Annotated in this window: 20 protein-coding genes and 1 pseudogene; 12 read left to right on the top strand and 9 right to left on the bottom strand. The window is 61.3% G+C overall.

The features are described from left to right. Positions 1-420: 420 nt before the first annotated feature. Positions 421-858 (bottom strand): hypothetical protein, encoded by a 438-nt coding sequence (locus tag QRN48_RS21370; protein WP_191945926.1) that lies wholly within the window; start codon positions 856-858, stop codon positions 421-423. A gap of 110 nt (positions 859-968) precedes the next feature. On the opposite strand from QRN48_RS21370, the gene QRN48_RS21375 reads away from it, so the two are divergent. Beyond that, the gene (locus QRN48_RS21375; RefSeq protein ID WP_037011205.1) at positions 969-1412 is read left to right on the top strand and encodes a universal stress protein; all 444 of its coding nucleotides are present in this window, start codon (positions 969-971) and stop codon (positions 1410-1412) included. Between the two features lie 69 nt (positions 1413-1481). On the opposite strand, the gene QRN48_RS21380 is transcribed toward QRN48_RS21375, so the two are convergent. Next, positions 1482-3392 (bottom strand): ATP-binding cassette domain-containing protein, encoded by a 1911-nt coding sequence (locus tag QRN48_RS21380; protein ID WP_285353068.1) that lies wholly within the window; start codon positions 3390-3392, stop codon positions 1482-1484. 213 nt (positions 3393-3605) lie between these two features. Here QRN48_RS21380 and QRN48_RS21385 point away from each other — a divergent pair, with 213 nt between their 5' ends. Further along, positions 3606-5534: a transglycosylase SLT domain-containing protein gene (locus tag QRN48_RS21385; RefSeq protein ID WP_285353070.1), complete on the top strand. Its 1929-nt coding sequence runs from the start codon at positions 3606-3608 to the stop codon at positions 5532-5534. A 524-nt stretch (positions 5535-6058) separates the two neighbouring features. On the opposite strand, the gene QRN48_RS21390 is transcribed toward QRN48_RS21385, so the two are convergent. Together QRN48_RS21390 and QRN48_RS21395 are read right to left on the bottom strand one after the other, a co-directional pair. After that, positions 6059-6865, bottom strand: coding sequence for an MOSC domain-containing protein (locus QRN48_RS21390; RefSeq protein WP_285353072.1), 807 nt, complete (start codon positions 6863-6865; stop codon positions 6059-6061). Positions 6866-6982: 117 nt separating this feature from the next. After that, the gene (locus QRN48_RS21395; protein ID WP_037011210.1) at positions 6983-7909 is read right to left on the bottom strand and encodes a chemotaxis protein CheV; all 927 of its coding nucleotides are present in this window, start codon (positions 7907-7909) and stop codon (positions 6983-6985) included. 337 nt (positions 7910-8246) lie between these two features. Here QRN48_RS21395 and QRN48_RS21400 point away from each other — a divergent pair, with 337 nt between their 5' ends. Beyond that, on the top strand, positions 8247-8747 hold the full coding sequence (locus QRN48_RS21400; protein ID WP_285353075.1) for a hypothetical protein: 501 nt from the start codon (positions 8247-8249) through the stop codon (positions 8745-8747). Positions 8748-8762: 15 nt separating this feature from the next. On the opposite strand, the gene yegS is transcribed toward QRN48_RS21400, so the two are convergent. Next, complete coding sequence (gene yegS, locus QRN48_RS21405; protein WP_285353078.1) at positions 8763-9671, bottom strand: lipid kinase YegS; 909 nt, start codon at positions 9669-9671, stop codon at positions 8763-8765. Between the two features lie 643 nt (positions 9672-10314). Between yegS and QRN48_RS21410 the strand changes: the two genes are divergently transcribed. Continuing rightward, a complete protein-coding gene (locus QRN48_RS21410) occupies positions 10315-11769 on the top strand; it encodes a mannose-1-phosphate guanylyltransferase/mannose-6-phosphate isomerase (protein ID WP_191945932.1) in 1455 nt (484 codons plus the stop codon). 469 nt (positions 11770-12238) lie between these two features. Here QRN48_RS21410 and QRN48_RS21415 read toward each other — a convergent pair whose 3' ends face one another. Next, positions 12239-13114 carry a LysR family transcriptional regulator gene (locus QRN48_RS21415; RefSeq protein WP_285353080.1) on the bottom strand — a complete coding sequence of 292 codons (876 nt, stop codon included), beginning with the start codon at positions 13112-13114 and terminating at the stop codon, positions 12239-12241. A 161-nt stretch (positions 13115-13275) separates the two neighbouring features. Here QRN48_RS21415 and QRN48_RS21420 point away from each other — a divergent pair, with 161 nt between their 5' ends. Continuing rightward, positions 13276-14805, top strand: a complete 1530-nt coding sequence (locus QRN48_RS21420; protein WP_285353081.1) for an MFS transporter — start codon at positions 13276-13278, stop codon at positions 14803-14805. 68 nt (positions 14806-14873) lie between these two features. Here QRN48_RS21420 and QRN48_RS21425 read toward each other — a convergent pair whose 3' ends face one another. Continuing rightward, positions 14874-16010 (bottom strand): glycerate kinase, encoded by a 1137-nt coding sequence (locus tag QRN48_RS21425; protein ID WP_285353083.1) that lies wholly within the window; start codon positions 16008-16010, stop codon positions 14874-14876. Positions 16011-16234: 224 nt separating this feature from the next. Continuing rightward, the gene (locus QRN48_RS21430; RefSeq protein ID WP_285353085.1) at positions 16235-17320 is read right to left on the bottom strand and encodes a sugar diacid recognition domain-containing protein; all 1086 of its coding nucleotides are present in this window, start codon (positions 17318-17320) and stop codon (positions 16235-16237) included. Positions 17321-17488: 168 nt separating this feature from the next. On the opposite strand from QRN48_RS21430, the pseudogene QRN48_RS21435 reads away from it, so the two are divergent. The 3 genes and pseudogenes from QRN48_RS21435 (at position 17489) to QRN48_RS21445 (ending at position 19211) form a co-directional block, all read left to right on the top strand. Next, a pseudogene (locus QRN48_RS21435) lies at positions 17489-17739 on the top strand (type II toxin-antitoxin system RelE family toxin). Beyond that, the gene (locus tag QRN48_RS21440; protein WP_285353087.1) at positions 17723-18049 is read left to right on the top strand and encodes a helix-turn-helix domain-containing protein; all 327 of its coding nucleotides are present in this window, start codon (positions 17723-17725) and stop codon (positions 18047-18049) included. Before QRN48_RS21435 ends, QRN48_RS21440 begins: the two are co-directional and overlap by 17 nt. Positions 18050-18065: 16 nt before the next feature. Next, positions 18066-19211, top strand: a complete 1146-nt coding sequence (locus QRN48_RS21445) for an alpha/beta hydrolase (RefSeq protein ID WP_285353117.1) — start codon at positions 18066-18068, stop codon at positions 19209-19211. Between the two features lie 372 nt (positions 19212-19583). Here the strand turns inward: QRN48_RS21445 and QRN48_RS21450 are convergent, their stop codons facing one another. Beyond that, positions 19584-20297 carry a FadR/GntR family transcriptional regulator gene (locus QRN48_RS21450; RefSeq protein WP_285353089.1) on the bottom strand — a complete coding sequence of 238 codons (714 nt, stop codon included), beginning with the start codon at positions 20295-20297 and terminating at the stop codon, positions 19584-19586. A 340-nt stretch (positions 20298-20637) separates the two neighbouring features. On the opposite strand from QRN48_RS21450, the gene QRN48_RS21455 reads away from it, so the two are divergent. The 4 genes from QRN48_RS21455 (at position 20638) to QRN48_RS21470 (ending at position 25413) form a co-directional block, all read left to right on the top strand. After that, on the top strand, positions 20638-21987 hold the full coding sequence (locus QRN48_RS21455) for an MFS transporter (protein WP_037011227.1): 1350 nt from the start codon (positions 20638-20640) through the stop codon (positions 21985-21987). A gap of 67 nt (positions 21988-22054) precedes the next feature. Further along, entirely contained in the window at positions 22055-23398 is a 1344-nt protein-coding gene (gene gudD, locus QRN48_RS21460; protein WP_191945941.1) for a glucarate dehydratase, read from the top strand. A 184-nt stretch (positions 23399-23582) separates the two neighbouring features. Further along, a complete protein-coding gene (locus QRN48_RS21465) occupies positions 23583-24236 on the top strand; it encodes a DUF1345 domain-containing protein (protein ID WP_037011232.1) in 654 nt (217 codons plus the stop codon). A 211-nt stretch (positions 24237-24447) separates the two neighbouring features. Further along, entirely contained in the window at positions 24448-25413 is a 966-nt protein-coding gene (locus QRN48_RS21470) for a D-2-hydroxyacid dehydrogenase family protein (RefSeq protein ID WP_285353093.1), read from the top strand. Positions 25414-25441 lie beyond the last annotated feature (28 nt).

The following is a 25441-nucleotide window of genomic DNA, read 5'->3' on the forward strand; positions in this document are numbered from 1 at the left end:
AACGCTCAATTCATACGCCCGTTTGATTTGGGTGCGGCTACCTTCGGCCATATTCCAGCAATTGTCAATTCGACAGGCAGCGGGCAAAACAGGCAAATCGCAGGTAAAAAATGCGTCTGATACGACGCCATTCAAGAGCCTGATCGTCTGCCGAGCCCTTTGACGAGTCAGATGCAGGCACAAGCAAGGCGTGGCGATGGAGGAAAAGATCAGCAGACAAATGCACCATTAAGGTCTACATTCAGTTCGCTGCGCCTCAATACGGGTCGTTTCGACCGTCGCAACGTCGCAACGTTGAAGAGAGCGTAACGGGTAGGCGGCATTGCACCGCACCCAACATGAATTACGGCCTGCCTGGCCAACCCCGGCCCGATGATGTTATCGGGCTTTTTAATGCGCGCGATTCAGCTACCGGAGGCGTCAGGCCAAGGCCTTCAGCGCGGCTGCAATTCGTTGCAACACTTCGGGCTCACCCCGCTCGGCCCAGTACACAGCTATCAATTGTTGGCCCGCTTCGACCTTGTACACGTCTGCCGGCAGGGTACTGAACTGCGCGAGCAGGCGAGGATCTGCGCAGGGCTCGCGCCACTGATTGACCCACACGCCCTCCTCCATCTGCCAATACACCCAGGTGTCAGGCGTCCGCGCGGAGCGTGGCCGGTGATACTGGGGGCAAGGGCTCGGAGGCTCGGTGGGCAGCCAGTGCGGCCACTCCTGGGGAATCAGTTGCATCGCCAGGCCCATCCGCCGCGCGGCCATGCGCATGGCCATGCGTCCGCTCTGCGAACGCGAGGGACGCAACCAGACCAGCGGACTTAAAACCACTGCAATGATTGACAGGATGATCCACACCGTCATATTTGTACGCCCCCCGCCGCCGCAAGCGCCGGACGGAACAGCTTGGCGTGCCAGAGGCGCGTGAAAAGAGCCATAATCAAAACCATCGCAGACCTCAGAAGGAACACCCCATGTCCTATGAACATATCCTGGTAGCCGTGGACCTCACTGAAGAGTGCGATCCGGTCATCAAAAAAGCCATGGCGCTGGCACTGGCCAGCGGCTCCAAACTGTCGCTGGTGCATATCGTCGAGCCGATGGCCATGGCCTTTGGCGGCGACGTGCCCATGGATTTGTCGCAGCTGCAGCAACAACAGTTCGACCAGGCCAAGGAAAAGCTGGAAGCGTTGAAGCTGAAATACCCTGACGTAAAAACCGGCGACAGTCATCTGACCTATGGCCAGCCGCGTACTGAAATCCACAACCTGGCTAAGGAACACCGAGTTGATTTGATCGTGGTCGGCAGCCATGGCCGTCATGGCTTGTCGCTGCTGCTGGGTTCGACTGCCAACGACGTGCTGCACGGTGCGCCGTGCGACGTGCTGGCGGTACGACTGGTCAAACGCGTCGATTGATCCGCGCCTGCAAACAAAAGCCCGGCCCTTGAAAAAGGACCGGGCTTTTTAATTGCTGCAGGTTGTCGATTACTCGTCCAGCTCGGCCCAACGCTCAAGCAGACCATCCAGCTCGCCTTGCAGGCTCTCAAGCTGCGCCATCACCGCTGTGGTTTGCTCGGCAGGACGCTGATAGAAACCCGGCTCGGCCATCTCGGCGGTCAGGGCTGCCATCTGCGCCTCAACGCTATCGATCTGGGCCGGAAGCGCTTCGAGTTCACGCTGAAGCTTGTAGCTGAGCTTCTTTTTGGCAACGGGCATTTCTGCCGCTGCAACCGGCGCCGCCTGCACCACCGCAGTCGCCAGTTCGGACTTTCCGGACTTGCTGTCACTGACACCGAGCAAGCGCGGCGAACCGCCCTGACGAATCCAGTCCTGATAGCCGCCGACGAATTCGCGAACCTTGCCCTCGCCTTCAAACACCAGTGTGCTGGTGACGACGTTGTCGAGGAATGCCCGGTCGTGGCTGACCATCAGAACGGTGCCTTTGAAGGTCAACAGCACTTCTTCCAACAACTCGAGGGTTTCGACGTCGAGATCGTTGGTTGGCTCATCGAGCACCAGCAGGTTGGCCGGTTTGCTGAACAGTTTGGCCAGCAACAGACGGGCACGCTCGCCGCCCGACAACGCCTTGACCGGCGTGCGGGCACGCTGCGGGCTGAACAGGAAGTCGCCGAGGTAGCTGAGGACGTGGCGGCTCTGACCGTCGATGTCGATGAAGTCGCGCCCTTCGGCCACGTTGTCGATGACGGTCTTTTCCAGATCGAGCTGATGACGCAACTGGTCGAAATAGGCGACGTCAAGACGGGTACCCACTTCAACCCTACCGCTGGTGGGCTGCAGGTTGTCGAGCATCAGCTTCAGAAGCGTGGTCTTGCCGGTACCGTTGGCCCCGAGCAGACCAATGCGGTCCTCGCGCTGGAGCACCATGGAGAAGTCCTTGATCAGCATCGGGCCGCCCGGGTGGGCGAAGCTGACATTGTCGAGGACCATCACCTGCTTGCCGGACTTGTCGGCCGTGTCGAGCTGGATGTTGGCTTTGCCAGTGCGTTCGCGGCGGTCGCTGCGTTCGACACGCAATGCCTTGAGGGCGCGCACACGACCTTCGTTACGGGTACGACGAGCCTTGATACCCTGACGGATCCACACTTCTTCCTGGGCCAGGCGCTTGTCGAACAAGGCGTTGGCGGTCTCTTCGGCCGCCAGCATGGCTTCCTTGTGCACCAGGAAGCTGGCGTAATCGCCATTCCAGTCGATCAGACCGCCGCGATCCAGTTCCAGAATACGGGTGGCCAGGTTTTGCAGGAAGGAACGGTCGTGGGTGATGAACAACACCGCGCCCTGGAATTCCTTCAGCGCTTCTTCGAGCCAGGCGATGGCGCCGATGTCCAGGTGGTTGGTGGGCTCGTCGAGCATCAGCAGGTCGGGTTCGGAGACCAGGGCCTGGGCGAGCAGCACACGGCGACGCCAGCCACCGGAGAGCTCGGCGAGGGTTTTGTCTGCAGGCAGTTGCAGGCGGCTGAGCGTGCTGTCTACCAGCTGCTGCAGGCGCCAGCCGTCACGGGCTTCGAGGTCCGACTGGACATGCATGAGCTTGTCGAGGTCTTCGGCGGTAACGATGTTCTGGCTCAGGTGATGATACTGAGCGAGGAGCTCGCCGACACCATCAAGGCCTTCGGCGACGACGTCAAACACGGTGCGGCCGTCGGCGACCGGCAGCTCCTGTGGCAATTCGCCGATCTTCAGGCCGGGCGCGCGCCAGACATTGCCGTCGTCGGGCATCTGCACACCCTTGACCAGCTTCAACATGCTGGATTTGCCAGTGCCGTTGCGGCCGATGATGCAGACCCGCTCACCACGGGCGATCTGCCAGGACACCTTGTCCAACAACGGCATGGCGCCGAACGCAAGGGACACATCGCTGAATTTGAGCAGGGTCATGAGCTTCTCCAAAAACCGGGCGCGCATTCTACCTGAGATAACCCGGCAGAGGGGCGGCTAATCGATGACAGGACGTCGTCCGAACCCGCCAGCCAGCCGATTTCAGAACGGCTGCGTTCCCATCCATCACAACCGGTGCGGCAGCGCTTCAACCGACGCGGGCAACACGCTAAGCTAGCGCCACTTTTCACGATTCATCTGCACGGAAGTCTCATGCGCAGTCGTTTGTTCAGCCTTTTGTCCTGCCTGCTTCTGTCGGCCACCGCTGCCCAGTCCGTCCAAGCGGTCGATCTCACCACTCAACGCCAGTATTACGATGAAGCCAAACGCGCGCTGGCCAAGGGCGACGGCGGCCCCTATCGCACCTACGCAGCGGCCCTTGCGGATTACCCGCTCGAGCCATACCTGGCCTACGACGAGCTGACGGCGCGGCTGAACGGCGCGAGCAATGAAGAGGTCGAGAAGTTCTTCGCCGAGCATGGCGACCTGCCCCAGGCCAACTACATGAAGTTGCGCTGGTTGCGGCTTCTGGCGTCACGCGGCGACTGGCAGCCTTTCGTCAAGTACTACGACCCCAAGCTCAATTTCGTCGAACTCGACTGTCTTTATGGCTCGTATCAGCTCGGCCATGGCCAGAAGTCAGAAGGCTACGCAAACGCGGAAAAGACCTGGATGACCGGCAAAACCCTGCCGGCGGCTTGCGACACGTTTTTCACCCAGTGGGCCATTGAGGGTCAACTGACCGAACAGAAGCGCTGGCAACGCGCCAAGCTCGCCGCCCAGGTGCGCAACTACGCCCTCGCCACGCAATTGGTCAACAGCATGACCACCCTGGCGCCTCAGGGCCGTCTGTTGATCGCCGTGGCGCAAAAGCCCGAGATGGTCAACAACCAGGGGCAGTTCATGCCGGCCGACGAGGCGATGTCCGATGTGGTTGGCCTGGGCCTGCGCCGACTGGCCAAACAGGACCCGCAGCGCGCGATGGAACTGCTCGACAGCTACGCGCCGGTTTTGCATTTTTCCCATGAAGAACAGGTCCAGATCGCCAAGGAAATCGGTCTGACGCTGGCCCGCAGTTACGACGGTCGCGCCCTTGAGGTGATGACCAAATACGACCCGGACCTGCGTGACAATACGGTCACTGAATGGCGCCTGCGCCTTTTACTGCGTCTGGGCCGCTGGAGCGACGCCTACGAGTTGACGCGTCGCCTGCCCCAGGATTTGGCAACCACAAACCGCTGGCGCTACTGGCAGGCACGCTCGCTGGAACTGGCCCAGCCCAACAGCCCGCTGCTGCCGGGGTTGTACAAGACCGTTGCCAAGGAGCGTGACTTCTACGGCTTTCTTGCCGCCGACCGCATCCAGACGCCGTACATGCTCAACAACAAGCCCCTGGTGATGAGCCAGGCGCTGATCGCCAAAGTGCGCAACACGCCGGGCGTGCGCCGTGCGCTGGAGTTTTATGACCGCGGGCAGATCGTCGACGGTCGCCGCGAGTGGTACCACGTCACCCGTCGCTTCAGCCGGGACGAAATGGTCGCCCAGGCCAAGCTTGCGTACGACATGCACTGGTACTTCCCGGCCATCCGCACCATCAGCCAGGCGCAGTACTGGGACGACCTGGATATCCGCTTCCCCATGGCTCACCGCGACACCCTGGTGCGCGAGGCTCAGGTTCGCGGGCTGCATTCCAGCTGGGTCTTTGCGATCACTCGTCAGGAAAGCGCGTTCATGGACGACGCACGGTCCGGCGTCGGCGCCAGCGGCCTGATGCAGCTGATGCCCGCCACCGCCAAAGAGACCGCCCGCAAATTCAGCATCCCGCTGGCCTCGCCGGCGCAGGTGCTCGACCCGGACAAAAACATCCAGCTTGGTGCCGCCTACCTGAGCCAGGTGCATGCGCAATTCAACGGTAACCGGGTTCTCGCCTCGGCCGCCTACAACGCCGGCCCGGGCCGTGTCCGCCAATGGCTGAGGGGCGCCAATCACCTGGCTTTCGACGTCTGGGTTGAAAGCATCCCGTTCGACGAAACACGTCAATACGTGCAAAACGTGTTGTCGTACGCAGTCATCTACGGTCAAAAGCTCAATTCACCGCAGCCGCTGGTGGACTGGCATGAACGGTTTTTTGATGATTTGTGAGGCTGGACAGGCATCGTGAGACAGGCTTTAGGCAGAAAGCACCGAATCGATGCCATCATTGCCCAGGCCAGTCGGGCCAGTAGGGTTAGATGAACCTGTAGGAGCCGGCTTGCTGGCGAACACGGTTAGCCATCACCGCAGCGGTGTATGATCCGCCGCGTTCGCCAGCAAGCCGGCTCCTACAGTAGGTATGCGCAGGCTCCACGACTTGCGTCGGCCAGAAGCCTGCATAAAAGCCGCGTGGCCTTGCGGTCAATATCGCCCGCCGCTATCACTCCAACAGTCTGAAACCCGCGTCGCTGATGCGAAAAAGTAATCCTGGACCTCATCGACCTGTAGGAGCCGGCTTGCTGGCGAACACGGTCAGGCGTTCAACGCAGCAGCGTCTGATTCACCGCGTTCGCCAGCAAGCCGGCTCCTACAGTAGAGATGTGCCGGTTCAGCATGACCTGCGCAGGTGCGTGCAGGTTCTGCATGACGGGTGTTGGCCAGGAGGGCTGCATGACTGATGTGCCAGGCTCGCGTTACTCCAGCACTTCCACCGGCATGCCGACCTCGACCTGCCCAGGCCCATCGCTCACCAGATTCTGCCCGAACCAGATCTCCCCGTTTCTTTCTCGATAGGTTTTGAGCGTGGTCATCGGCTCGCGGTCAGCGCTTCGCTCACCGGTGGCCGGGTCCATCGTGGTCATGATGCACCGCGAGCAGGGCTTCAACACCCGCAGCTCTACGTCGCCGATGCGAATCCGCTTCCAGCCATCCTCGGCGAACGCTTCAGCCCCGGAGACCACCAGGTTGGGACGGAACCTCAGCATCTCCAGAGGGCGCCCGACTTTTTGCGACAAGTCTTCCAGCGACGACTGCCCGATCAACAACAGCGGAAAGCCGTCAGCGAACCCGACACGGTCTTCGACCGTTCCATAACCGGAGGGCAGCCAGCGTGCCCGGGCTTTCGGAACATGCACCAGCCGCGTCGGCTTGCCCACCAACGCACTGACCCAGCGCGCCGCCTCCTCGCCCGCATCGGGCACCCGAAAGCTGTCGCGCCAGATCGTAATGCCGCGCAAGTTAGCTTCTTCATCCGCCGGCACTTGCACGTCCAGACTGCCAAGACCTGGCGCGGACAACGTCACTACATCGCCCGTCCATAACACCGACAATTGGGCCATCTGCGGCAGCGCGCGCTGGGTGTAGAACCGGCCACTGGCCTCGTCCACCAGCATCCAGCGACGGTCGCCGCTCATGCCCAACTCATCGAAGCCGGCCTGCTGCAGCGGCTCGGCCATGCAGGATTTGAGGGGATACCGATACAGCGCGCTGAGGTGCAACATGTACGCGTCCTTATGCCAGAGCAGAAAGGCGTCACTCTATACGAGGCGTCGGGAAAGCAAGCGGTACAGATGCAAAAAAGCCCCTCCATACAGCAAGGGGCTCAAAAAAAGGATGGCTCAGTTATCGAGCATCAAACGCTCACGAACTACATCGACCAGCTTGTCCGGCTGGAACTTGGACAGGAAATTGTCACAGCCGACCTTCTTGACCATGGACTCGTTGAAGCTGCCGGACAAAGACGTGTGCAGTACGACATACAAACCGCGCAAACGCGCGTCATTACGAATTTCGGTGGTCAGGCGATATCCGTCCATCTCCGGCATTTCAGCATCGGTAAAGACCATCAGCAGTTTGTCGGTCATGACCTCGCCCGTGTCGGCCCAGGCCTTGAGCATGTTCAGGGCCTTCAGACCGTCACGGGCAACGTGCATCTTCACGCCCAACTGACCCAGGGTGTCGCGCAGTTGCGAAAGCGCCACGTTGGAGTCGTCCACCAGCAACACTTCGCGGCCAACGGCACGTGAAAGGACCGGATCGTCCAGCTTGTCACGGGAGACCTTGGCGCTGTAAGGCACGATTTCGGCCAGCACTTTTTCGACGTCGATGATTTCGACCAACTGGTCGTCAACCTTGCTGATCGCGGTCAGGTAATGCTGACGACCGGCACTGGTCGGAGGCGGCAGAATCGCCTCCCAGTTCATGTTCACGATGCGATCGACCCCACCCACCAGGAACGCCTGCACCGAGCGGTTGTACTCGGTGACGATGATCGTGCTCGACGGGCCCGGTACCAGAGGGCGCATGCCGATGGCCTGGGACAGATCGATCACCGGCAGCGTCTGGCCGCGCAGGTTGACCACGCCGCACACGAACGGGTGACGTTGCGGCATGAGCGTCAACTTGGGCAGTTGCAGGACTTCCTGAACCTTGAATACGTTGATTGCGAACAACTGACGGCCAGCCAGGCGGAACATGAGAATTTCCAGGCGGTTCTCACCTACCAGCTGTGTACGTTGGTCTACTGTGTCGAGAATGCCAGCCATCTGTTGCTCCTGGAGCAGGGTTCAAGTAAGTCCGCCTACCCTTTATCGGCAGCGCCATGACAGACCTTAATCGGGAAAATCAAGTGTGCGCCGTAAGTGATGCCACAATAACATCACTGCGCGAACCTGAGTATCCCGTACAGCCCTGCCCGCAGGCGTCGGCCACGGTTTTCGGACGATTGACCGCAACGGGCTGGAGGTGCACAGGGACGCTTCTTCATCGCCCACAGGAAACAATCAGAAACGCCCTACAGACGTGCCTGTAGCATCAACATTACTTTGTGCCACTCGCTGTCCGTGATCCGATACCGCAACGCTGAGAAAGGGAATATTGCAGATGCGCAATGGCAATGACTGGCTACGGTTGCACGCAGGTTTTTTCAGCGACAGCCACGTGCTCATGTGCCGCGCTGGCGACTGCCTCGATCACCTGGCACTGATCAGCGATGATCGCGACGCAATGGAGGGCCTGCTGACGGCATTGCAGCAACTTGCAGCGCAAGCCGGTACCCACGGCATTCAAACCCTGAGCGCGTTTGCCCGGGAGCTGAGCGGGCTGATCCGCCTCGCCAGCGCTTCAGGGCACTTGCACCCTCTGGTCCGGCACACCCTTGAGCACTGCCTGGCGTTGATGGGCTGGCAGCTGGAACTGATCGACCCGCACACCGGCTTGCTGGCACTGGACGACAGCGAACAGCGTGCTCTACTGGGCGTTTTGGCTTGCCTGTGCGAGTTGGGCAAACGGCAGGAAGGCCGAACCGGTGCACTGGAGCGGCCCGCAGGCGCGGAACGGCGCAGCTCGCCCAACCTGGAGTTCGCCGCCCCCAGTGAAGTGTGAGCGGCTGTCACAGGCTCAGGCGAGTTGCCGGGTCTGGCCCAGCAAGGGTGAGTGAGACGGCAGGTGCACGCGCAGCGCCCCCGGTCGAGCTTCGAAACGCTTGGCATCGCCACGCAACGGTTCGCCGTCAAGATTGATGGTCAGCCCTTGCGCCGATTTAAGCTCCACCCAAGGTAGCCGCGCCCGGACGAACATGTTGTCCAGACCAAGCCCCCCTTCGAGCAGGCTTCTCAGGGTGCTGACCACCTCCTGAGGCGCTGGCAGGATGCTGATATCCAGCAGGCCGTCGTCGGCGAGCGCCTCCGGGCACAGCGGATGACCGCCTCCAGCCTGACGTCCGTTGCCAATCCCCAGCGCGAGCAAGTCGCCCTGCCAGTGAAAATCGGGGCCGGTCAGTTCCGCAGAGGCGGCGGTCAGCTCACTGAACCGGGTCAACCCGGTGAACAGATAGGCCGCGCCGCCAAGGATTTTCTTCAGGTCCTCGGAGGTGTTGGCAGTGACCTGACTGCCAAAGCCGCCGGTGGCCATGTTCAGAAACATCTGCTCGCCGACGGCTCCCATGTCCACTGCACGTGCCGGTACGTCCAGCAGGTCCAGGGCTCGCTCGGGTTCCAGCGGAACCCCGGCCGAACGGGCAAAGTCGTTGGCGGTGCCCAGCGGCATGATTACCAGGCTGGCGTCGACTTCCGACAGCGCCAGGGCCTCGGCGACGTCGCGCAGCGTGCCATCGCCGCCACCGGCGATGATCTGCCGATGGCCTGCGGCCAAGCCTTCTCGCACCAGCCGCTGGGCATCACCGGCTTCCCAGGTGACGCGCACATCGAGTTCCCAGCCGTGAGTGCGCTTGCGCTCTACCGCTGCGCGGACATCGTCGTTGAGCGCCTGCTTGCCATGGAGAATCAGTAATGCCCTGCGCGCTGTCATATCCCTTCCCTCTACGTGTACGAGTTGATGCGTGATGAGTTGACCGCACGCGCTACGAAAAAAGCCCGGCAACCGATAAATCTTTTAGTCGCAGCGCAATGAGCCGATGGACATGGGAGAAACCGGACAAAGCGCAACCGTCTGCGAAGGCATCTCCGCAAATGCTGGCAAAAAGCCTTATAGCCCAAAGACTTACCTTGACTGGCTGTCCCAAAAACCCGCCATTGGCGGTGACGGATCGCGCCGGTTGGCCCCGTTCACACCCGTAAATAAAGGACGAGAGGCGTTAACGAATCGTTACAGACACTTGAAAACCGCAGACGGAAAGTGCTTAATCGACAAATAATTGGCTAATCCGAGCAACCCGCTCAAAAAGGTCATTTTATTGACTTTTAGCGTGTTGCAAAGGCAGCCGTTCAGTCACTGATTCATGGATCGAAGAGGTAGGGAGACCTATGCAGCTGTACCCAAACGCCGTGTATGTGTCTTCTTCAGGGCCGTCTACCGGAGGCGTAAACGCCTTGTACCTGAGCCGCCCTTTAATCGGGGAGCGTTTTTATTGTGTGAAACGCGCCGCCCGCTTCGATTCAAACTTTCTACAGCGCGCTGTTGCGGCAGTGCTCTCTACCCACGAGGTTTTCTGATGGGCACTCTTATTCCCTGCATTATCGCTGGCGGCGCCGGCACCCGGTTGTGGCCTGTTTCGCGTGAAGCCATGCCCAAGTTCTTCATGCGCATGCCGGATGGCGAAAGCCTGCTGCAGAAGACCTTCAACCGTGCCAGCCAACTGGACGGCGTTGAGAGCGTGCTTACCGTCACCAATCGAGAGGTGTATTTCCGCACCGTTGATGACTATCGCTTGCTCAACAAACGCAACCTGCCGCTGGAATTCGTGCTTGAACCCTCTGGCCGCAACACCGCCCCTGCCATCGCTGCGGCCGCGTTGCACGCACAGGCGCGTCATGGCGACGACGCGCAGTTGCTGATTCTCCCAGCCGACCAGCTGATCAACGACGTGGCTGCGTTTGGTGCAGCGGTAAAGAGCGCGAGCAAGCTGGCCGACGAGGGCTGGCTGGTCACGTTCGGGCTCATCCCCTCCCGTGCCGAGACCGGCTTTGGCTACATCGAAAAAGGCCAGGCGCTCAGCAGCGAGGCGTTTCAGGTCGCACGCTTCGTAGAGAAACCCGATGCTGCGACGGCGCAGGACTACGTTGCAGGCGGGCTGCATCTGTGGAACGCCGGCATGTTCTGCATGCGTGTGGACGTGCTGCTGGCGGAAATGGAGATCCACGCCCCGCAGGTGCTTGCGGCTGTCCGTGAATGCCTGGCGCGATGCAACACCAAGGAAGGTCGCAACGAGTTGCAAATCGAACTGGACAGCGCGACGTTTGCGCTGGCGCCGGATATCTCGATTGATTACGCCCTGATGGAGCATTCGCAGAAGGTCGCGGTGGTGCCGTGCGCGTTGGGGTGGAGCGATATCGGTTCGTGGAGCGCGATTCGCGAGCTGTCCTCGGCCGATGAAAACGGGAACCAGTGCAACGGTCAGGTCGTTCTGCATGACGTGACCAATTGTTACATCGACTCGAAGAAGCGGCTGGTCGGGGGCGTGGGTCTGGATAACCTGATCATCATTGACACCCCGGATGCGTTGTTGATTGCCGACGCTGACCGCAGTCAGGAAGTCAAAATCATCGCGCAGGAGCTCAAGCGTCAGCAGCATCCGGCGTATCTGTTGCATAACACGGTGACTCGCCCGTGGGGCACGTACACGGTGCTGGAGGAAGGCAAGCGTTTCAAGATCAAGCGTATCGTGGTCAAGCCGCAGGCGTCGCTGTCGTTGCAGATGCATCATCACCGCAGCGAGCACTGGATCGTGGTCAGTGGTATGGCGCTTGTGACCAATAATGACGATGAGTTCATGCTGGACACTAATGAGTCGACGTTCATCAAGCCTGGGCATACTCATCGTCTGGTCAATCCGGGGGTGATTGATTTGGTGATGATTGAGGTGCAGAGCGGCGAGTATTTGGGTGAGGACGATATCGTGCGGTTCACTGATGTGTATGGGCGGGTGCCGGAGGCGGCTAAGGTTTAGCGGTTTCTGGATCAGGATCTAGATCAAGATCAAGATCAAGATCAAGATCAAGATCAAGATCAGGGGCGTCGGCCTAACGGCCTCGGGTTTCGCCTTCGGCGAGTTACTTGGAAAAGCACCCCAAGTAACCAAAGGTGCTTGCTCCTGGTTTGGCCCCTCCTTCGTCGGGGTTCCCTCACTTCGGTCTTGCTCCGTGGGCCCGCCGCCATCCGCCATCCATGGCGGGGGGCGGCTCTCGCGGCATCCATGCCGCTCGGCCCACTGCGCAAGACCTGCGTTCAGCCTGCACCCAAGTCGCGATTGGCGGTGTTTGGGCTTTTTGCATTTGAAGATCAAGAACAAGATCAAAAGCGCGTTTAGGGAAGATCAAAGGCTTCCCGGCTGAAGCCGGTCCTACTGACTGGCCGCGTTGCTTTTTGTGTGACCGGCTTTAGCCGGGAAGCTTTTGCCTTTTTGCGGGCGGTTGGGCTCAGGGTGTGGGCGCGGCTTTGATGTGTTCGATGAAGCGGATCGTGGCCGGGGCCTTTTCGTGGCGTCGGTGGATCAGCGACAGCGATGAGGTCGGGCGGCAGTCTTCCAGGGGGCGGTAGAGCACGTTGGGCAAGCGGATGTGATTGACCACCGATTCGGGCACCACTGCTATGCCCTGGCCGAGGCTGACCAGGGCGATCACTGATACCAGGCTTCCCGGTTGCGGGCCGAGTGTTGGCGCGAAGCCGCCATGGGCTGCAACTTCGAGGGTGCCGGAGATTTGCTCGGGCAGGATGAAAGTCTCGTTTTGCACATGCTGCGCGTTGATGACCTTGAGTTTGCCGAGCCAGCAGGTGTCCGGCAGCGCCAGCACAAATCCTTCCGTCAACAGTTCCACGGCGTTCAGGGCGTCGGGCAATTGCATGGGGGAGCGGATGAACCCGACATCCAGCCGGCCTTCTTCTATTCGCCGGGGCAGCGTCGGCATGAGGTGTTCGATGATGCTGAACTCGACGTCCGGATGGCGCTGGCGAAACTCACCCACATGCCGTTGCAGCACCCCCGAAAACACCGCTGAGGCGACATAGCCCAACTCTATCCGGCCGGCCTCGCCGCGTCCGGCGCGCTGGACATTGAACTGCGCGGTTTCAAATTGCCGCACTGCCAGCTCCGCTTCGATCTGCAATGCCCGCCCTGCTTCGGTCAGCCTGACTTCCCGCTGCTCACGCAGAAACAAGCGAGTGCCCAGTGCGTTTTCCAGGTCCTGGATCTGGCGCGTGAGCGTCGGGGGCGCGATGCCCAGCTGCTCGGCGGCGCGGGTGAAATGCCGGTGCCGGGCGACCGCCAGGAAGTAACGGAAGTGACGTATTTCCATGGAGCGTTACCTTTCAGGTAATGAAATAGCGGACGACGGGTAACAGAGCATAGGCCATGCGCGCTTACTCTAGCGCTGGATCGACGACGTGGACGTGTCTCCACGTTTGCATCGTCAGCCAGCCCCCTTAGCCAGCACCTAACGGCCCCGGAGTCCCGAACATGTCTCACGCCAGCCCCCGCAAGACCCTGCTCACGGCCTCCGGCGTGTGCGCGTTGATCGTGCTCGACACCAACATTGTCGCCGTCACGCTGCCAAGCATCGCCCGCGATCTGAACGCCGGGTTCGCCGACATCGAATGGGTGATCAGCGCCTATATGCTGGCGTTCGCCGCGCTGTTGCTGCCGACCGGCAGCCTGGCCGACCGGTTCGGCCGCAAGCGCATGCTGCTGACGGGGCTGGTGCTGTTCATCCTGGCGTCGCTGGGTTGCGGCGCGGCGCCTGACATTGTTTACCTCGACATCGCCCGGGCGATCAAAGGCATTGGCGCCGCGCTGCTGCTGACCTCGGCGCTGGCGACCATTGGCCATGTTTTTCACGACGAAGCCGAGCGCGCCAGGGCCTGGGCGCTTTGGGGTGCATGCATGGGCGTGGCGATGACGGCGGCGCCCACCATCGGCGGCCTGATCGCCGAGCTGATGGGCTGGCGCTGGATTTTCTACCTGAACCTGCCGGTGGGCGTGGGCTTGCTGACACTGGTCATGCGCAACATCGACGAGTCGCGCAACGAGCAGTCGGCACGACTTGATCCGTGGGGCAGCCTGTTTTTCAGCGCCAGCCTGCTGAGCCTGATCTGGGGGCTGATCGAGGCCAATCGAATCGGCTGGGGCGCCCCGCTCACCTCTGTGCGCCTGGCCGCAGGCGCACTGTTACTCGCCCTGTTTGTAATCGTGGAACGCATGCAGCGTCGGCCCATGGTCGACTTGCAGCTGTTCAGATACCCGAGGTTCATCGGCGCTTTGCTCGGCATGTTCGCTTACGCCGGCTGCGCCCAGGTGATGATGACGCTGCTGCCGTTTTATCTGCAGAACGGTCTGGGTTTCAGCGCGATCGACTCGGGCCTGGGCATGCTGCCCTTCGCGGTCACCATGCTGTTGTTGCCCCGTCTGGGGCCGACACTGTCCCGGCACTTGTCCCCGGCGGCGATGATGGCGCTGGGCTTGACCCTCGTGGGAGTGGGCAACCTGGTCTGCGCCTGGGCAACCGGCGTTGGGGGTTATCCTGCGTTCGCGGCGGCCATGGCGGTGACCGGTGCCGGCGCCGGACTGCTCAATGGCGATACGCAGAAAAACATCATGGCGTGCGTTCCCCGCGACCGCACGGGCATGGCCTCAGGAATGAGCACGACCATGCGCTTCAGCGCGATCATGCTGGCCATCGGGGTGTATGGCGCGCTGCTGGCCAGCGCAACGCTGGCCAAGTTAAACGACACACTGGCGAGCACCGCGCCCGATCTGCTGAGCCAGGCACAATACATCGCATCGCGCGTCGTGGCCGGCGACATGGCCGCCGCGCTGCAAACACTGCAGCCCGGCGCACGAGCAATGATTCAACCGCTGGCCCGGGAAGCGTTCGTCACTGGCTTCGGCTCGGTGCTCTGGGTTTCCGGCCTTGTCGCGCTGTTCGCGGCGGCGCTGGTCGGCGGGTTGATGCGCAGCCCGATCCCTGTCACGCACTTGAAAACTGCCTGATCGGCAAGCAGGTTGCAGGGCGCGATCACTGCACGTGTCGCGCTTGCCCATGCCCAGCTCAGCTCAGCTCAGCGAGCGGCGAGGGCCCACAGCTGCGCCAGGTCGCGCGCCCGGTCATGCAGCAGCGTGGCCGCGTTGGCGCAGGCAGCCTCCAGCGTCATCGGCCCGCTGGTCACCGCGAACGCCGCACTGATGCCATGCCCATAGAGCTCGGCGTATCCCTCGCCCAACGTGCCGGCCAACACAATGACCGGCACGTTGCTGCGCCGAGCAATCCGGGCGACGCCAAACGGCGTTTTGCCACGCAACGTCTGCGCATCGAAGCGGCCCTCACCGGTGATGACCAGATCAGCGCCTTCGAGGGCTTCGGCCAGGCCGGTCAGGTCAGCGACCACCTCCACGCCTGGCCGGAACGAGGCATTCAGGTAAGCCTTTGCCGCAAAGCCCATGCCGCCGGCCGCGCCGCTGCCGGGGTATTCGCTTACGTCTTTGCCCAGCGACTGCGCAGAGTGACGGGCGAAATGTGCCAGAGCGGCGTCCAGGGCCAGCACTTGCTCGGGGGAAGCGCCTTTCTGTGGACCGAAGATGTGCGAAGCGCCCTGCACGCCGCACAATGGGTTGTTGACGTCGGCGGCCACCTCGAACTGCACGCTGCTCAATCGTGGGTCGAGACCGCTCAGGTCGATGCGCGCCAGTTGCTGCAAGGCCAGGCCGCCGGCAACGAGTGGTTGATCGTGCTGATCGACAAAACGCGCGCCCAGCGCCGAAAGCATGCCGGTGCCGGCATCGTTGGTCGCGCTGCCGCCGATGGCCAGAATGATCCGTTCGGCGCCAGCGTCCAGCGCGGCGTTGATGAGCTGACCGGTGCCGAACGTGCTGGTCACTGTCGCGTCTCGCTGCTCCAGGCTCAACAACTGCAGGCCACTGGCCATGGCCATCTCGATGATCCCGGTGCGCGATGCTGCGAGCCAGCCCCATTGCGCCTGAACCGGCTGCCCCAGCGGGCCACTGACTTGCACGCTCATCCATTGCCCGTCGCAGGCGGCCAGTACCGCGTCGATGGTGCCCTCGCCGCCATCGGCCATCGGACATTCGATCAGCCGGGCGTCCGGCCATACCTCCCTGAGCCCTCCGGCAATGGCCTGAGCGACGGCCTGGGCGCTGAGGCTGTCCTTGAACGAATCCGGGGCGATGACGACTTTCATGCGATTCTCCTTGGCGATGGCCGATCTGTGTTTTGGACGCGTCTGGCCGACTGGACGGTCGTAATTGACTGCACGGTCGGAACTGACTGGACGGCGAAACCTGCCGTTCACCCGATGGTCGCACTTTCGCCCGACCGCGGCGCCTTACGCTTGCACAACGGAGCGCGCCAACGGTCGGTCATTTGAACAACTGCAGGCGGGTGGTGATCGTCGTAGAGGCCTACCTAGCGGGGCACGATCTGCGCGCCAAGGTACAAGCGCAACAGGTCTTCGGTCCGATAAGGGTCGCAGCCGGTCAGTTCGGCAATTTTCTCAAGCCGGTAGCGCAAGCTGTTGCGGTGGATGCCCAGCGCGTCGGCGCACGCCCGGCTCTCGCCGCTGTAGTCGAACCAGGCGCGCAGGGTGTCGAGCAGTTGGGGGTTATCTTCAAGGCGCTGGATGGGCTCAGCGATGCCTTCGGCCAGCCAGTCGTGCCGATTGCGCCAGAACAACAACGCCAGGCGATGGCTGGGCAGGCGAAGTAATTTCAGTGACGGGCAGACATGCCGGGCGTAATCAATCAGATCACGCGCGGCGGTGCACGCGCTGCGCAGGGAGGCCAAATCCGACGAAGGCTCGACAGTCGCCATCCGCTCCACGGGCCAGCCCTGCTCGGCACATTGCTCCAGCAACAGGGCGTCGTCGCGATCCTTGCCGACCGCGCGGCACCAGTGGATCAGTCCCGGTTCGCAGGGCAGGCACCAACTGTTGGCGTAACGGGCGCTCAGCCATGCGCAGAGCGAACCGGCGCAGGTCGCCCCTTCGGGCAGTTCGAACACGACCGCCTGGCGCGGCAACTGCGGCTGCAGCCCCAACTGCTCAGCCTCGGCAATCAAGTGCGCATTGCTGTCGCCGAGCAACAGCCGCGAGAGCAGGTCTTCGCCACGCTGCTGCCGCCACTGCCGATCGGCCTGCTGGCGTCGATGCTCCATCAGCATCTCGGCGGTCATCTTTACCAGCTCGGCGTACACCCGCACCTCGTCTGGATCACCGCTAATGCCGAGCACGCCGATGAGTTTGTCATCCAGCATGAGCGGCAGATTGACCCCGGCACGCACACCGTCGAGCTGGGTTGCCGCGTGTGAATCGATTTCCACGACACGGCGGTTGGCGAGCACCAGTTGCGCACCTTCATGACGCGTGTACAGCCGTTCGGCCTCACCGCTGCCGATGATAATGCCGAGGTAGTCCATAACGTTGACGTTGCACGGCAGGATCGCCATCGCCCGATCGACAATGTCCTGAGCAAGGGTGTGATCAAGGGCGAACATGAGAGGCCGCCGTGGAGCAGTGTGAATTGGAGGTCATACACATCAGGTCTTGTTTTTGGGGTGTCTGGAGTCTGCCTGAATCTTGGTGCCGGCGCGATTGGCGACTAGCATGGCCCCTCCGCTATAAGTAATATCCAGCCCAGACTTATGGAAGTCTTATAAGGACGCATGAATAGAATTGCATGGACGAGGAAAGCCGTGAAACAACTCTTGAAGCTCCACACAAGGCATCAAGTACATATCAGAGACGCGGTGAGCAAGCTGGAGTCGATGCCAGATGTCGCTCAGGTCAAATCGCTGATCAGTCACATGGCTACCGGTTAAGAGTAGGTGACTACCGTGTGCTATTTGACTGGGACGGCGGGGTGAGAATTGTGAGTGTTCAGGAGGTCAGAAAACGCGATGAGCGCACCTATTAACAACATCCAGATAATCAACGGCCCGGATGGCAGGCCTGCGTTTGTCGTCATCCCTTACGAGCAGTACCTCAGCCAACAGGGTACTGGGGATCTGATTCCCCACGAAGTCGTAAGCCGAATTGTAGATGGCGCCACCCCCATCCGCGCGTGGCGTGAATATCTCGAACTTACCCAGGAACAAGTCGCAGGCCGCCTTGGCATCTCACAGCCCGCCTATGCGCAGCAGGAATCAGTGGCCCGCCCGCGCAAGTTGACGCGTGAAAAAATTGCCCAGGCATTCGGCATTCGTCCTGATCAGCTCGATATCTGAGCGGGTGAAGTTCGAATTGGTTTTGCACCGCCTCCCCCTCCTCCTCTGCGCGTTGGCACTGCAGGCCTGCGCCGCGAGCGATCAGCCGCTGGGCCAGGCAAGTTTTGCCGAGTATCGCCAGCAGACCATCGCGTGGATGAAGGCGAACCGGTCGTTCCAGACCTCGAATCATGCGGCCGAGATCGAATGGAACGCGCCGCAGGAATGGCGACCTCAAACACCTGCCACTCGCGGCATTCTCCTGGTCCATGGCCTGGGCGATTCGCCCTGGTCATTCAACGATGTCGGTGCGTCCCTTGCAGCGCAGGGCTTTTTGGTGCGCACGGTGCTGCTACCCGGGCATGGCAGCAAGCCCGCCGACATGCTGGATGTCACCCTCAAGCAGTGGCAGCGTGTGGTCCGCGAGCAGATTCAAATTCTTGAAAAGGAAGTGCCGACAGTCTATCTGGGCGGGTTTTCGACAGGCGCCAATCTGGTAGTGGACTACGCCTACGAGCATCCTGAAATCGCCGGGCTGGTGCTGTTTTCCCCTGCGTTCAAACCGGAAAACACCTACGCCTGGCTCACCCAATACATTGGTTGGTTCCGCCCCTGGCTGGCGAAGCCCGATGATGGCGTACGTCCGATGCAGACGCCGGTGCGCTACCTCAACGTGCCCACCAATGGCTTCGCCCAGTTCTATCGCAGTGCCTTGCTGGCCCAGAAGCATGTGCATCAGGCGGTCTATGACAAGCCGGTGTTTGTGGCAATCACCGAACACGATTCGGTGCTTGATACGGGCTACGTGCTGGACACTTTCAATGCACGCTTCACCAGCCCGGCCAGTCGGTTGATCTGGTATGGCAATGCCCCGGCAGCTTCCCAGGCATCGCCCAGGGTGCTGGTGCGCAACGACTACTTGCCCGAGTACCGAATCGCGCAGTTTTCCCACATGGGGCTGATGTTTACCCCTGCCGATCCGTTGTATGGCGTCGACGGCAGCCAGCGAATTTGCTGGAACGGTCAGCAGGCGGCGGACATGCAGAAATGCCTGAGTGGCGAGCCGGTGTGGTATTCCGATTGGGGTCATCGCGAACCGGGCAAAATATTTGCCCGGTTGACCTTCAATCCATATTTCGAATGGCAGTCCAGAGTGATGCTGGAGGTGTTGGGGCATAGATAATCCAGCTTGTAGGCACCGGCTGGCTGATTCGTTGGCGGACGAATGTGCCAGTCGACATGCCTTACCTGTGACGGTGTAACACCCGACGCCTTCCCGGCTGAAGCCGGACCCACTATCAGAATGCGTACCCCTTGTGGGACCGGCTTTAGCCGGGCAAGCCATACGCCCCAAAATTGGGAGTGATCGCAACGGCCTCTTCCCGGCTGAAGCCGGACCCACTATCAGAATGCGTTCCCCCTGTGGGACCGGCTTTAGCCGGGAAAGCGTCACATGCCATCACCCAGAACGACGCTGATCCGCCCTGCCGCTTCCCGGCCGGAAGGACCCGGGCGGGGTCAGGCACCTCGCCACGTCCAGTAACGCGTCGATTTGTCACTCGGCGGGCGCAAGCCGTTCGCGGCTGTTGCTCAGGTGTGTCCACATGGCGGCACGAGCGGCGTCGGGGTCCTGACGACGGATGGCCGCGAGGATGGCCTCGTGTTCGAGGTTGGCCAAGTACGCATGGTGGGTGAGGCTCGCACCGGCACGCTCACTGGAGGCGATGCGGCTGCGGGGAATGACGGCGTTGCCGAGGTTCTGCAGGATCTCCAGAAAATACGGGTTGCCGGTCGCTTCAGCGATCAGCAGATGAAAGCGGCGGTCGGCCTCGACGCAACTGTCGTCCTTCGCCAGCAGGTCCTGATAATCGTCCAGCGCCAGACGCATTGCCGCCAGTTGCTCATGGGTACGCCGCTGCGCAGCCAGTGCGACTGCCTGGGTTTCCAGGCCCATGCGCAACTCGATGATATGCCGCACGCTGAACGCGGTTTCGACCTTCAAATGCAGCGCGCTCTGCTCCGCACGCGCCAGCACGTAGGTGCCTTTGCCCTGATGCGTCTCGACCAGCCCGGACGCCTGCAGCTTGGAAATCGCCTCGCGCACCACCGTGCGGCTGACGCCATGCTCTCGAACGATCTCGCTCTCGGACGGCAGCTTTGCGCCGGGCGCAATCGTGCCCATCAGGATGCGCTGACTGAGATCAGTCACCAGATCGGTGGCCAGGCTGTGCTGGCGGCGCTTGGGCGGCAACGGTTCGACGGTATTCATGGGGTTGTCCTATAAGCAGTCGATCAACGACCGAACTCGTGATGGGCTGTCCACTTGTATTTTCTTGACCGGTACTCGCTCGCAGACGCTCTGCAGCTAACGCGGTCAGGCCAACAGAACACCGTTGGGAGTCCCGAAAATACAGGATTTCGAGCGCCGCGTTGCACTCATTCAACTTGTCAGACAGGCCAGACTAAGCCGATGAAATACCTGCGACAACCCTAACAAATACGGTTGCCAACCCAAGCCCAACTTGTATGATGACTGGCAACAGGGTCACACCTTGTCACACACAAAAGCTTAACCACCCGCATAAAAATAATCAGTGGGAGTTACCAGAGTGAACACATCCTCATCACGGGCGGATGACGCCAACGATTCCGTCCTGCAATCGGCGGTCTCGAAAGTCAAACGACACATCCTGCCGCTGTTCGTCATCATGTTCATCGTCAACTACATCGACCGGGTCAATATCGGGTTCGTGCGTAGCCACATGGAACATGATCTGGGTATTGGTGCGGCGGCCTACGGCTTCGGTGCCGGCCTGTTCTTCATCGCGTATGCGCTGTTCGAAGTGCCCTCCAACATCCTCCTGCAAAAAGTCGGCGCGCGTATCTGGCTGACCCGAATCATGCTGACCTGGGGCCTGGTGGCGGCCGGCATGGCGTTCATCCAGACTGAGACCCACTTTTACATCCTGCGCTTTCTGCTGGGCGTGGCCGAGGCCGGCTTCTTCCCGGGCGTGATCTACTACTTCACCCGCTGGTTGCCTGGCGTTGAACGGGGCAAGGCCATCGCCATCTTCCTCAGCGGCTCGGCATTCGCTTCGCTGATCTCGGGCCCGTTGTCCGGCCTGCTGCTGCAGATCGAAGGCCTGGGCTTTCACGGCTGGCAGTGGATGTACTTCATCGAAGGGATGTTCTCGGTCGGTCTGTGCTTCTTTGTCTGGTTCTGGCTGGACTCCAAACCCCATGACGCCAAGTGGCTGACAGAGGCCGAAAAAGACGCGCTGGTCGGCGCGATCGACGAGGAGCAACGGGCGCGCGAAGCGGCCAACCCGGTGAAACTGTCGATTGGCAAATTGCTCAAGGACCCGCAGATCATCCTGTTCTGCCTGATGTACTTCTTCATCCAGTTGACCATCTATGCCGCCACCTTCTGGCTGCCGAGCATCATCAAGAAGATGGGCGACCTGACGGACTTCCAGGTTGGCATGTTCAACTCGATCCCCTGGTTCATCGCCATCGTCTGCATGTACGGCTTCGCCTCGCTGTCGGCCAAGTGGAAGCACCAGCAGGCGTGGGTCGCGGTGGCCTTGTTGATTGCGGCGGCCGGCATGTTCATGTCGACCACGGGCGGGCCGGTGTTTGCCTTCGTCGCCATCTGTTTCGCGGCGATGGGCTTCAAATCGGCATCGTCGCTGTTCTGGCCCATCCCTCAGGGCTACCTGGATGCGCGGATTGCCGCAGGGGTCATCGCGCTGATCAACTCGGTGGGCAACCTGGGCGGCTTCGTCGCACCGACCACCTTCGGCATTCTTGAGCAGCAGACCGGCTCGATCCAGGGCGGTCTGTATGGCCTGACCGCCACCTCGATCATTGCCGCGATTCTGGTGTTCACCGTGCGCACTACGCCAAAGCCCGGTGCATTGCCAGTGGCGAAGGCCGACGTGACACCCAGCCATACCTAACGCCTGCGACCTCTGAACCCGTTAAGACAGCGCGCCCGCCGCGCTCGGTATCACTAAGGATTTAGCCATGAACGCACAGAATTCCGGCAGCACCCCCGTCATCACCGACATGCAGATCGTCCCGGTCGCTGGCCACGACGACATGCTGCTCAACCTGAGCGGCGCCCACGGCCCGTATTTCACTCGCAATATCGTGATTCTCAAGGACAACGCCGGCCACACCGGGGTGGGCGAGATACCGGGCGGCGAGAAGATCCGCCAGACCCTGGAAGACGCGCGCTCGCTGGTGGTCGGCAGCAGCATTGGCAACTACCAGAAGATTCTCAACGACGTGCGCCGTACCTTCGCCGAACGCGATGCGGGCGGCCGCGGGCTGCAGACCTTCGACCTGCGCATCACCATCCATGCGGTCACCGGTATCGAGGCGGCGGTGCTGGACCTGCTCGGTCAGCACCTTGAAGTGCCGGTGGCGGCGCTGCTTGGTGAAGGCCAGCAGCGTGATGAAGTGAAGATGCTCGGCTACCTGTTTTACGTCGGTGACCAGCACAAAACCAACTTGCCTTATCGCACCGAACCCGATGCCGACAACGAGTGGTTCCGCGTGCGCCACGAAGAAGCCCTGACCCCGGAAGCCGTGGTGCGTCTGGCCGAGGCGGCGTATGCGCAATACGGCTTCGAGGACTTCAAACTCAAGGGCGGCGTGCTCAGCGGCGACGCGGAAATAGAAGCGGTGACTGCGCTGGCCGAGCGCTTCCCGAAAGCGCGCATCACCCTGGACCCCAACGGCGCATGGTCGTTGAAGGAAGCCGTACGGCTGTGCCGCGATCAGCACAAGGTGCTGGCTTACGCCGAAGACCCATGCGGCGCTGAAAACGGCTACTCGGGCCGCGAAGTCATGGCGGAGTTCCGCCGCGCCACAGGCCTGCGCACCGCGACCAACATGATCGCCACTGACTGGCGCGAGATGGGCCACGCCATTCAGCTGCAGTCGGTGGACATCCCGCTGGCGGACCCGCATTTCTGGACCATGCAAGGCTCGGTTCGGGTCGCGCAAATGTGCAACGAATGGGGCCTGACCTGGGGCTCGCATTCCAACAACCATTTCGACATCTCGCTGGCCATGTTCACCCACGCCGCTGCCGCCGCGCCGGGCAACATCACCGCCATCGACACCCACTGGATCTGGCAGGACGGCCAGCGCCTGACCAAGGCGCCGCTGCAGATCATTGGGGGCAATGTGCAGGTGCCGAAGAAGCCGGGGCTGGGTGTGGAGATCGACATGGACCAAGTCGCCAAGGCCCACGAGCTCTATAAAGGCATGGGCCTGGGCGCGCGGGACGACAGCGTCGCGATGCAATTTTTGGTGCCCAACTGGGCGTTCAACAACAAGCAGCCTTGCCTGGTCCGCTGATTCCCTCAAGCCGACCTGTTCATGCTGAGCGTCCGGGCCTGACCCTTGGACGCTTGCTTGAGCGGGCCCACGTACACTGCCAAATGGCGACCGGCGCGTAACCCCTTGCGCGCCGTTTTTCTTCATCTTCCCCTGTAGCGGCCGCGTGCTACTGTTCGCGCATCTCACTGCCGTGACGTCCTCCATGCCCCGCCTGACCAAGACTCACCCTCGCCTGACCATTGCCACTGCCCTGGGCTTCGCCGCGGGTATCGCCAGCGCGGTCGTTGCCCCCGACATTTCGGTGATCAGCAAATGCCTGATTGGCTGGAACGTCGCCGGCTGGCTGTACATGGCGATGATCATGCGGCGCACCTTCAAATCCAGCGCTGAAGACGTGCGCCGGGTCGCGGAAATCGAGGACGAAAATGCCGGTCTGGTGCTGTTCGTCGTGTGCGTGGCAGCGATTGCCAGCCTGGCGGCAATCATTCTTGAGCTGGCCGGCATTCAGGACATGAAAGACAGTGACAAGGCGCTGCATTACGCCTTCACCGGGTTCACCATCGTCGGCTCATGGCTGCTGATTGGCGTGGTGTTCAGCCTGCATTACGCGCGGGTCTTCTACACCTGGAGCGGGGAGAAGCCGGCCTTGCGCTTTGCTGATGGCGAGGAGAACCCCGACTACTGGGACTTTCTGTATTTCTCGTTCACACTGAGCGTCGCCGTGCAAACGTCGGACGTCGGTGTGGGCACGCGCGGCCTGCGCAAAGTGGTGCTGGCGCAGTCGTTGATCGGGTTTGTCTTCAACACCTCCATTCTGGGCTTCTCGATCAACATCGCGGCGGGGCTGTTTAATTGATGCCATTGGCGGACCTGTAGGAGCCGGCTTGCTGGCGAACCCATTGAGTCATCGGACATTTCCGCCCCTGGCCCGACGCATTCGCCAGCAAGCCGGCTCCTACAGATCGAGTTGAATCGGTCGACTCGGTTTCGGGGTTCCAGAGTGAACCGCTCAGGCGTACTGTGAGCGCCACAAAATCCAACATCGCTGCTGAACGAGGCCTCGCTCAATGACTCAGGATTCCGGGCTGAACATCGCCGTACTCGACGACTGGCAATCGGTCGCTGAAAACGTTGTGGACTGGGGGGTCTTGAAGCCCATCGGCAAGGTCAGCTTTTTGCACGACTACCCGGCCGACACGGCGTCCATGGTCGCCCGCCTTAAAGACTTCCAGATCATCTGCGTGATGCGCGAACGCACCCTTTTTGACGACGCCCTGCTGAGCCAATTGCCCAACCTGAAACTGCTGGTCACCGGCGGCATGCGCAATGCCGCGCTGGACCTCAAAGCCGCTGCTCGCCTGGGCATCACGGTGGTCGGCACCGACAGCTATAAATACGCGGCGCCGGAGCTGACCTGGGCGCTGATCATGGGGGTCACGCGCAATCTGGTGGACGAAGCCAACTCCCTGCGCGCCGGCAACTGGCAGATCGGCATTGGCAGTGACCTGTACGGCAAGACCCTGGGCATCGTCGGGCTGGGCAGCATCGGCCATAAAATCGCTCGTTACGGCAAAGCCTTCGACATGAAGGTAATCGCCTGGAGCGAAAACCTTACCCCTGAACGCGCGGCCGAGCATGGCGTGACCTGTGTGAGCAAGCAGGCGCTGTTCGAGCAGGCTGACGTAGTGTCGGTGAACCTGGTGCTCAGCGAGCGCAGCCGTGGCCTGGTCGACGCCGATTCGCTGAACCGGATGAAGCCAACGGCGTATCTGGTGAATACCGCCCGCGGCCCGATTGTCGACGAGGACGCGCTGATCGACGTGCTCAGAAACAGGAAGATTGCCGGGGCTGCCCTGGATGTCTACAGCGTCGAACCACTGCCTGCCGACCATCCGTTCCGCACGCTGCCAAACGTGGTGGCCACGCCCCATGTGGGCTATGTCACCGAGAACAACTACCGGATGTTCTTCAGACAGATGATCGAAGACATCCAGGCCTGGCACGCCGGCGCAGCGATTCGTGTGTTTGCCTGACGCCGCCCCCTCCATTGCATGCAGGATT

It is taken from the genome of Pseudomonas sp. ME-P-057, assembly GCF_030208975.1.
In the GTDB taxonomy this organism is placed as follows: Bacteria; Pseudomonadota; Gammaproteobacteria; order Pseudomonadales; family Pseudomonadaceae; genus Aquipseudomonas; species Aquipseudomonas lutea.

What these genes read in the sequence shown, in the direction of transcription:
- QRN48_RS21420 (WP_285353081.1), top strand. Translation starts at nt 13,276, where the DNA reads ATGTCTCACGCCAGCCCCCGCAAGACCCTGCTCACGGCCTCCGGCGTG.
- QRN48_RS21440 (WP_285353087.1), top strand. Translation starts at nt 17,723, where the DNA reads ATGAGCGCACCTATTAACAACATCCAGATAATCAACGGCCCGGATGGC.
- QRN48_RS21415 (WP_285353080.1), bottom strand. Translation starts at nt 13,114, where the DNA reads ATGGAAATACGTCACTTCCGTTACTTCCTGGCGGTCGCCCGGCACCGG.
- QRN48_RS21410 (WP_191945932.1), top strand. Translation starts at nt 10,315, where the DNA reads ATGGGCACTCTTATTCCCTGCATTATCGCTGGCGGCGCCGGCACCCGG.
- QRN48_RS21385 (WP_285353070.1), top strand. Translation starts at nt 3,606, where the DNA reads ATGCGCAGTCGTTTGTTCAGCCTTTTGTCCTGCCTGCTTCTGTCGGCC.
- gudD (WP_191945941.1), top strand. Translation starts at nt 22,055, where the DNA reads ATGAACGCACAGAATTCCGGCAGCACCCCCGTCATCACCGACATGCAG.
- QRN48_RS21395 (WP_037011210.1), bottom strand. Translation starts at nt 7,909, where the DNA reads ATGGCTGGCATTCTCGACACAGTAGACCAACGTACACAGCTGGTAGGT.
- QRN48_RS21425 (WP_285353083.1), bottom strand. Translation starts at nt 16,010, where the DNA reads ATGAAAGTCGTCATCGCCCCGGATTCGTTCAAGGACAGCCTCAGCGCC.
- QRN48_RS21375 (WP_037011205.1), top strand. Translation starts at nt 969, where the DNA reads ATGTCCTATGAACATATCCTGGTAGCCGTGGACCTCACTGAAGAGTGC.
- QRN48_RS21465 (WP_037011232.1), top strand. Translation starts at nt 23,583, where the DNA reads ATGCCCCGCCTGACCAAGACTCACCCTCGCCTGACCATTGCCACTGCC.
- QRN48_RS21470 (WP_285353093.1), top strand. Translation starts at nt 24,448, where the DNA reads ATGACTCAGGATTCCGGGCTGAACATCGCCGTACTCGACGACTGGCAA.
- yegS (WP_285353078.1), bottom strand. Translation starts at nt 9,671, where the DNA reads ATGACAGCGCGCAGGGCATTACTGATTCTCCATGGCAAGCAGGCGCTC.
- QRN48_RS21380 (WP_285353068.1), bottom strand. Translation starts at nt 3,392, where the DNA reads ATGACCCTGCTCAAATTCAGCGATGTGTCCCTTGCGTTCGGCGCCATG.
- QRN48_RS21430 (WP_285353085.1), bottom strand. Translation starts at nt 17,320, where the DNA reads ATGTTCGCCCTTGATCACACCCTTGCTCAGGACATTGTCGATCGGGCG.
- QRN48_RS21450 (WP_285353089.1), bottom strand. Translation starts at nt 20,297, where the DNA reads ATGAATACCGTCGAACCGTTGCCGCCCAAGCGCCGCCAGCACAGCCTG.
- QRN48_RS21400 (WP_285353075.1), top strand. Translation starts at nt 8,247, where the DNA reads ATGCGCAATGGCAATGACTGGCTACGGTTGCACGCAGGTTTTTTCAGC.
- QRN48_RS21370 (WP_191945926.1), bottom strand. Translation starts at nt 858, where the DNA reads ATGACGGTGTGGATCATCCTGTCAATCATTGCAGTGGTTTTAAGTCCG.
- QRN48_RS21390 (WP_285353072.1), bottom strand. Translation starts at nt 6,865, where the DNA reads ATGTTGCACCTCAGCGCGCTGTATCGGTATCCCCTCAAATCCTGCATG.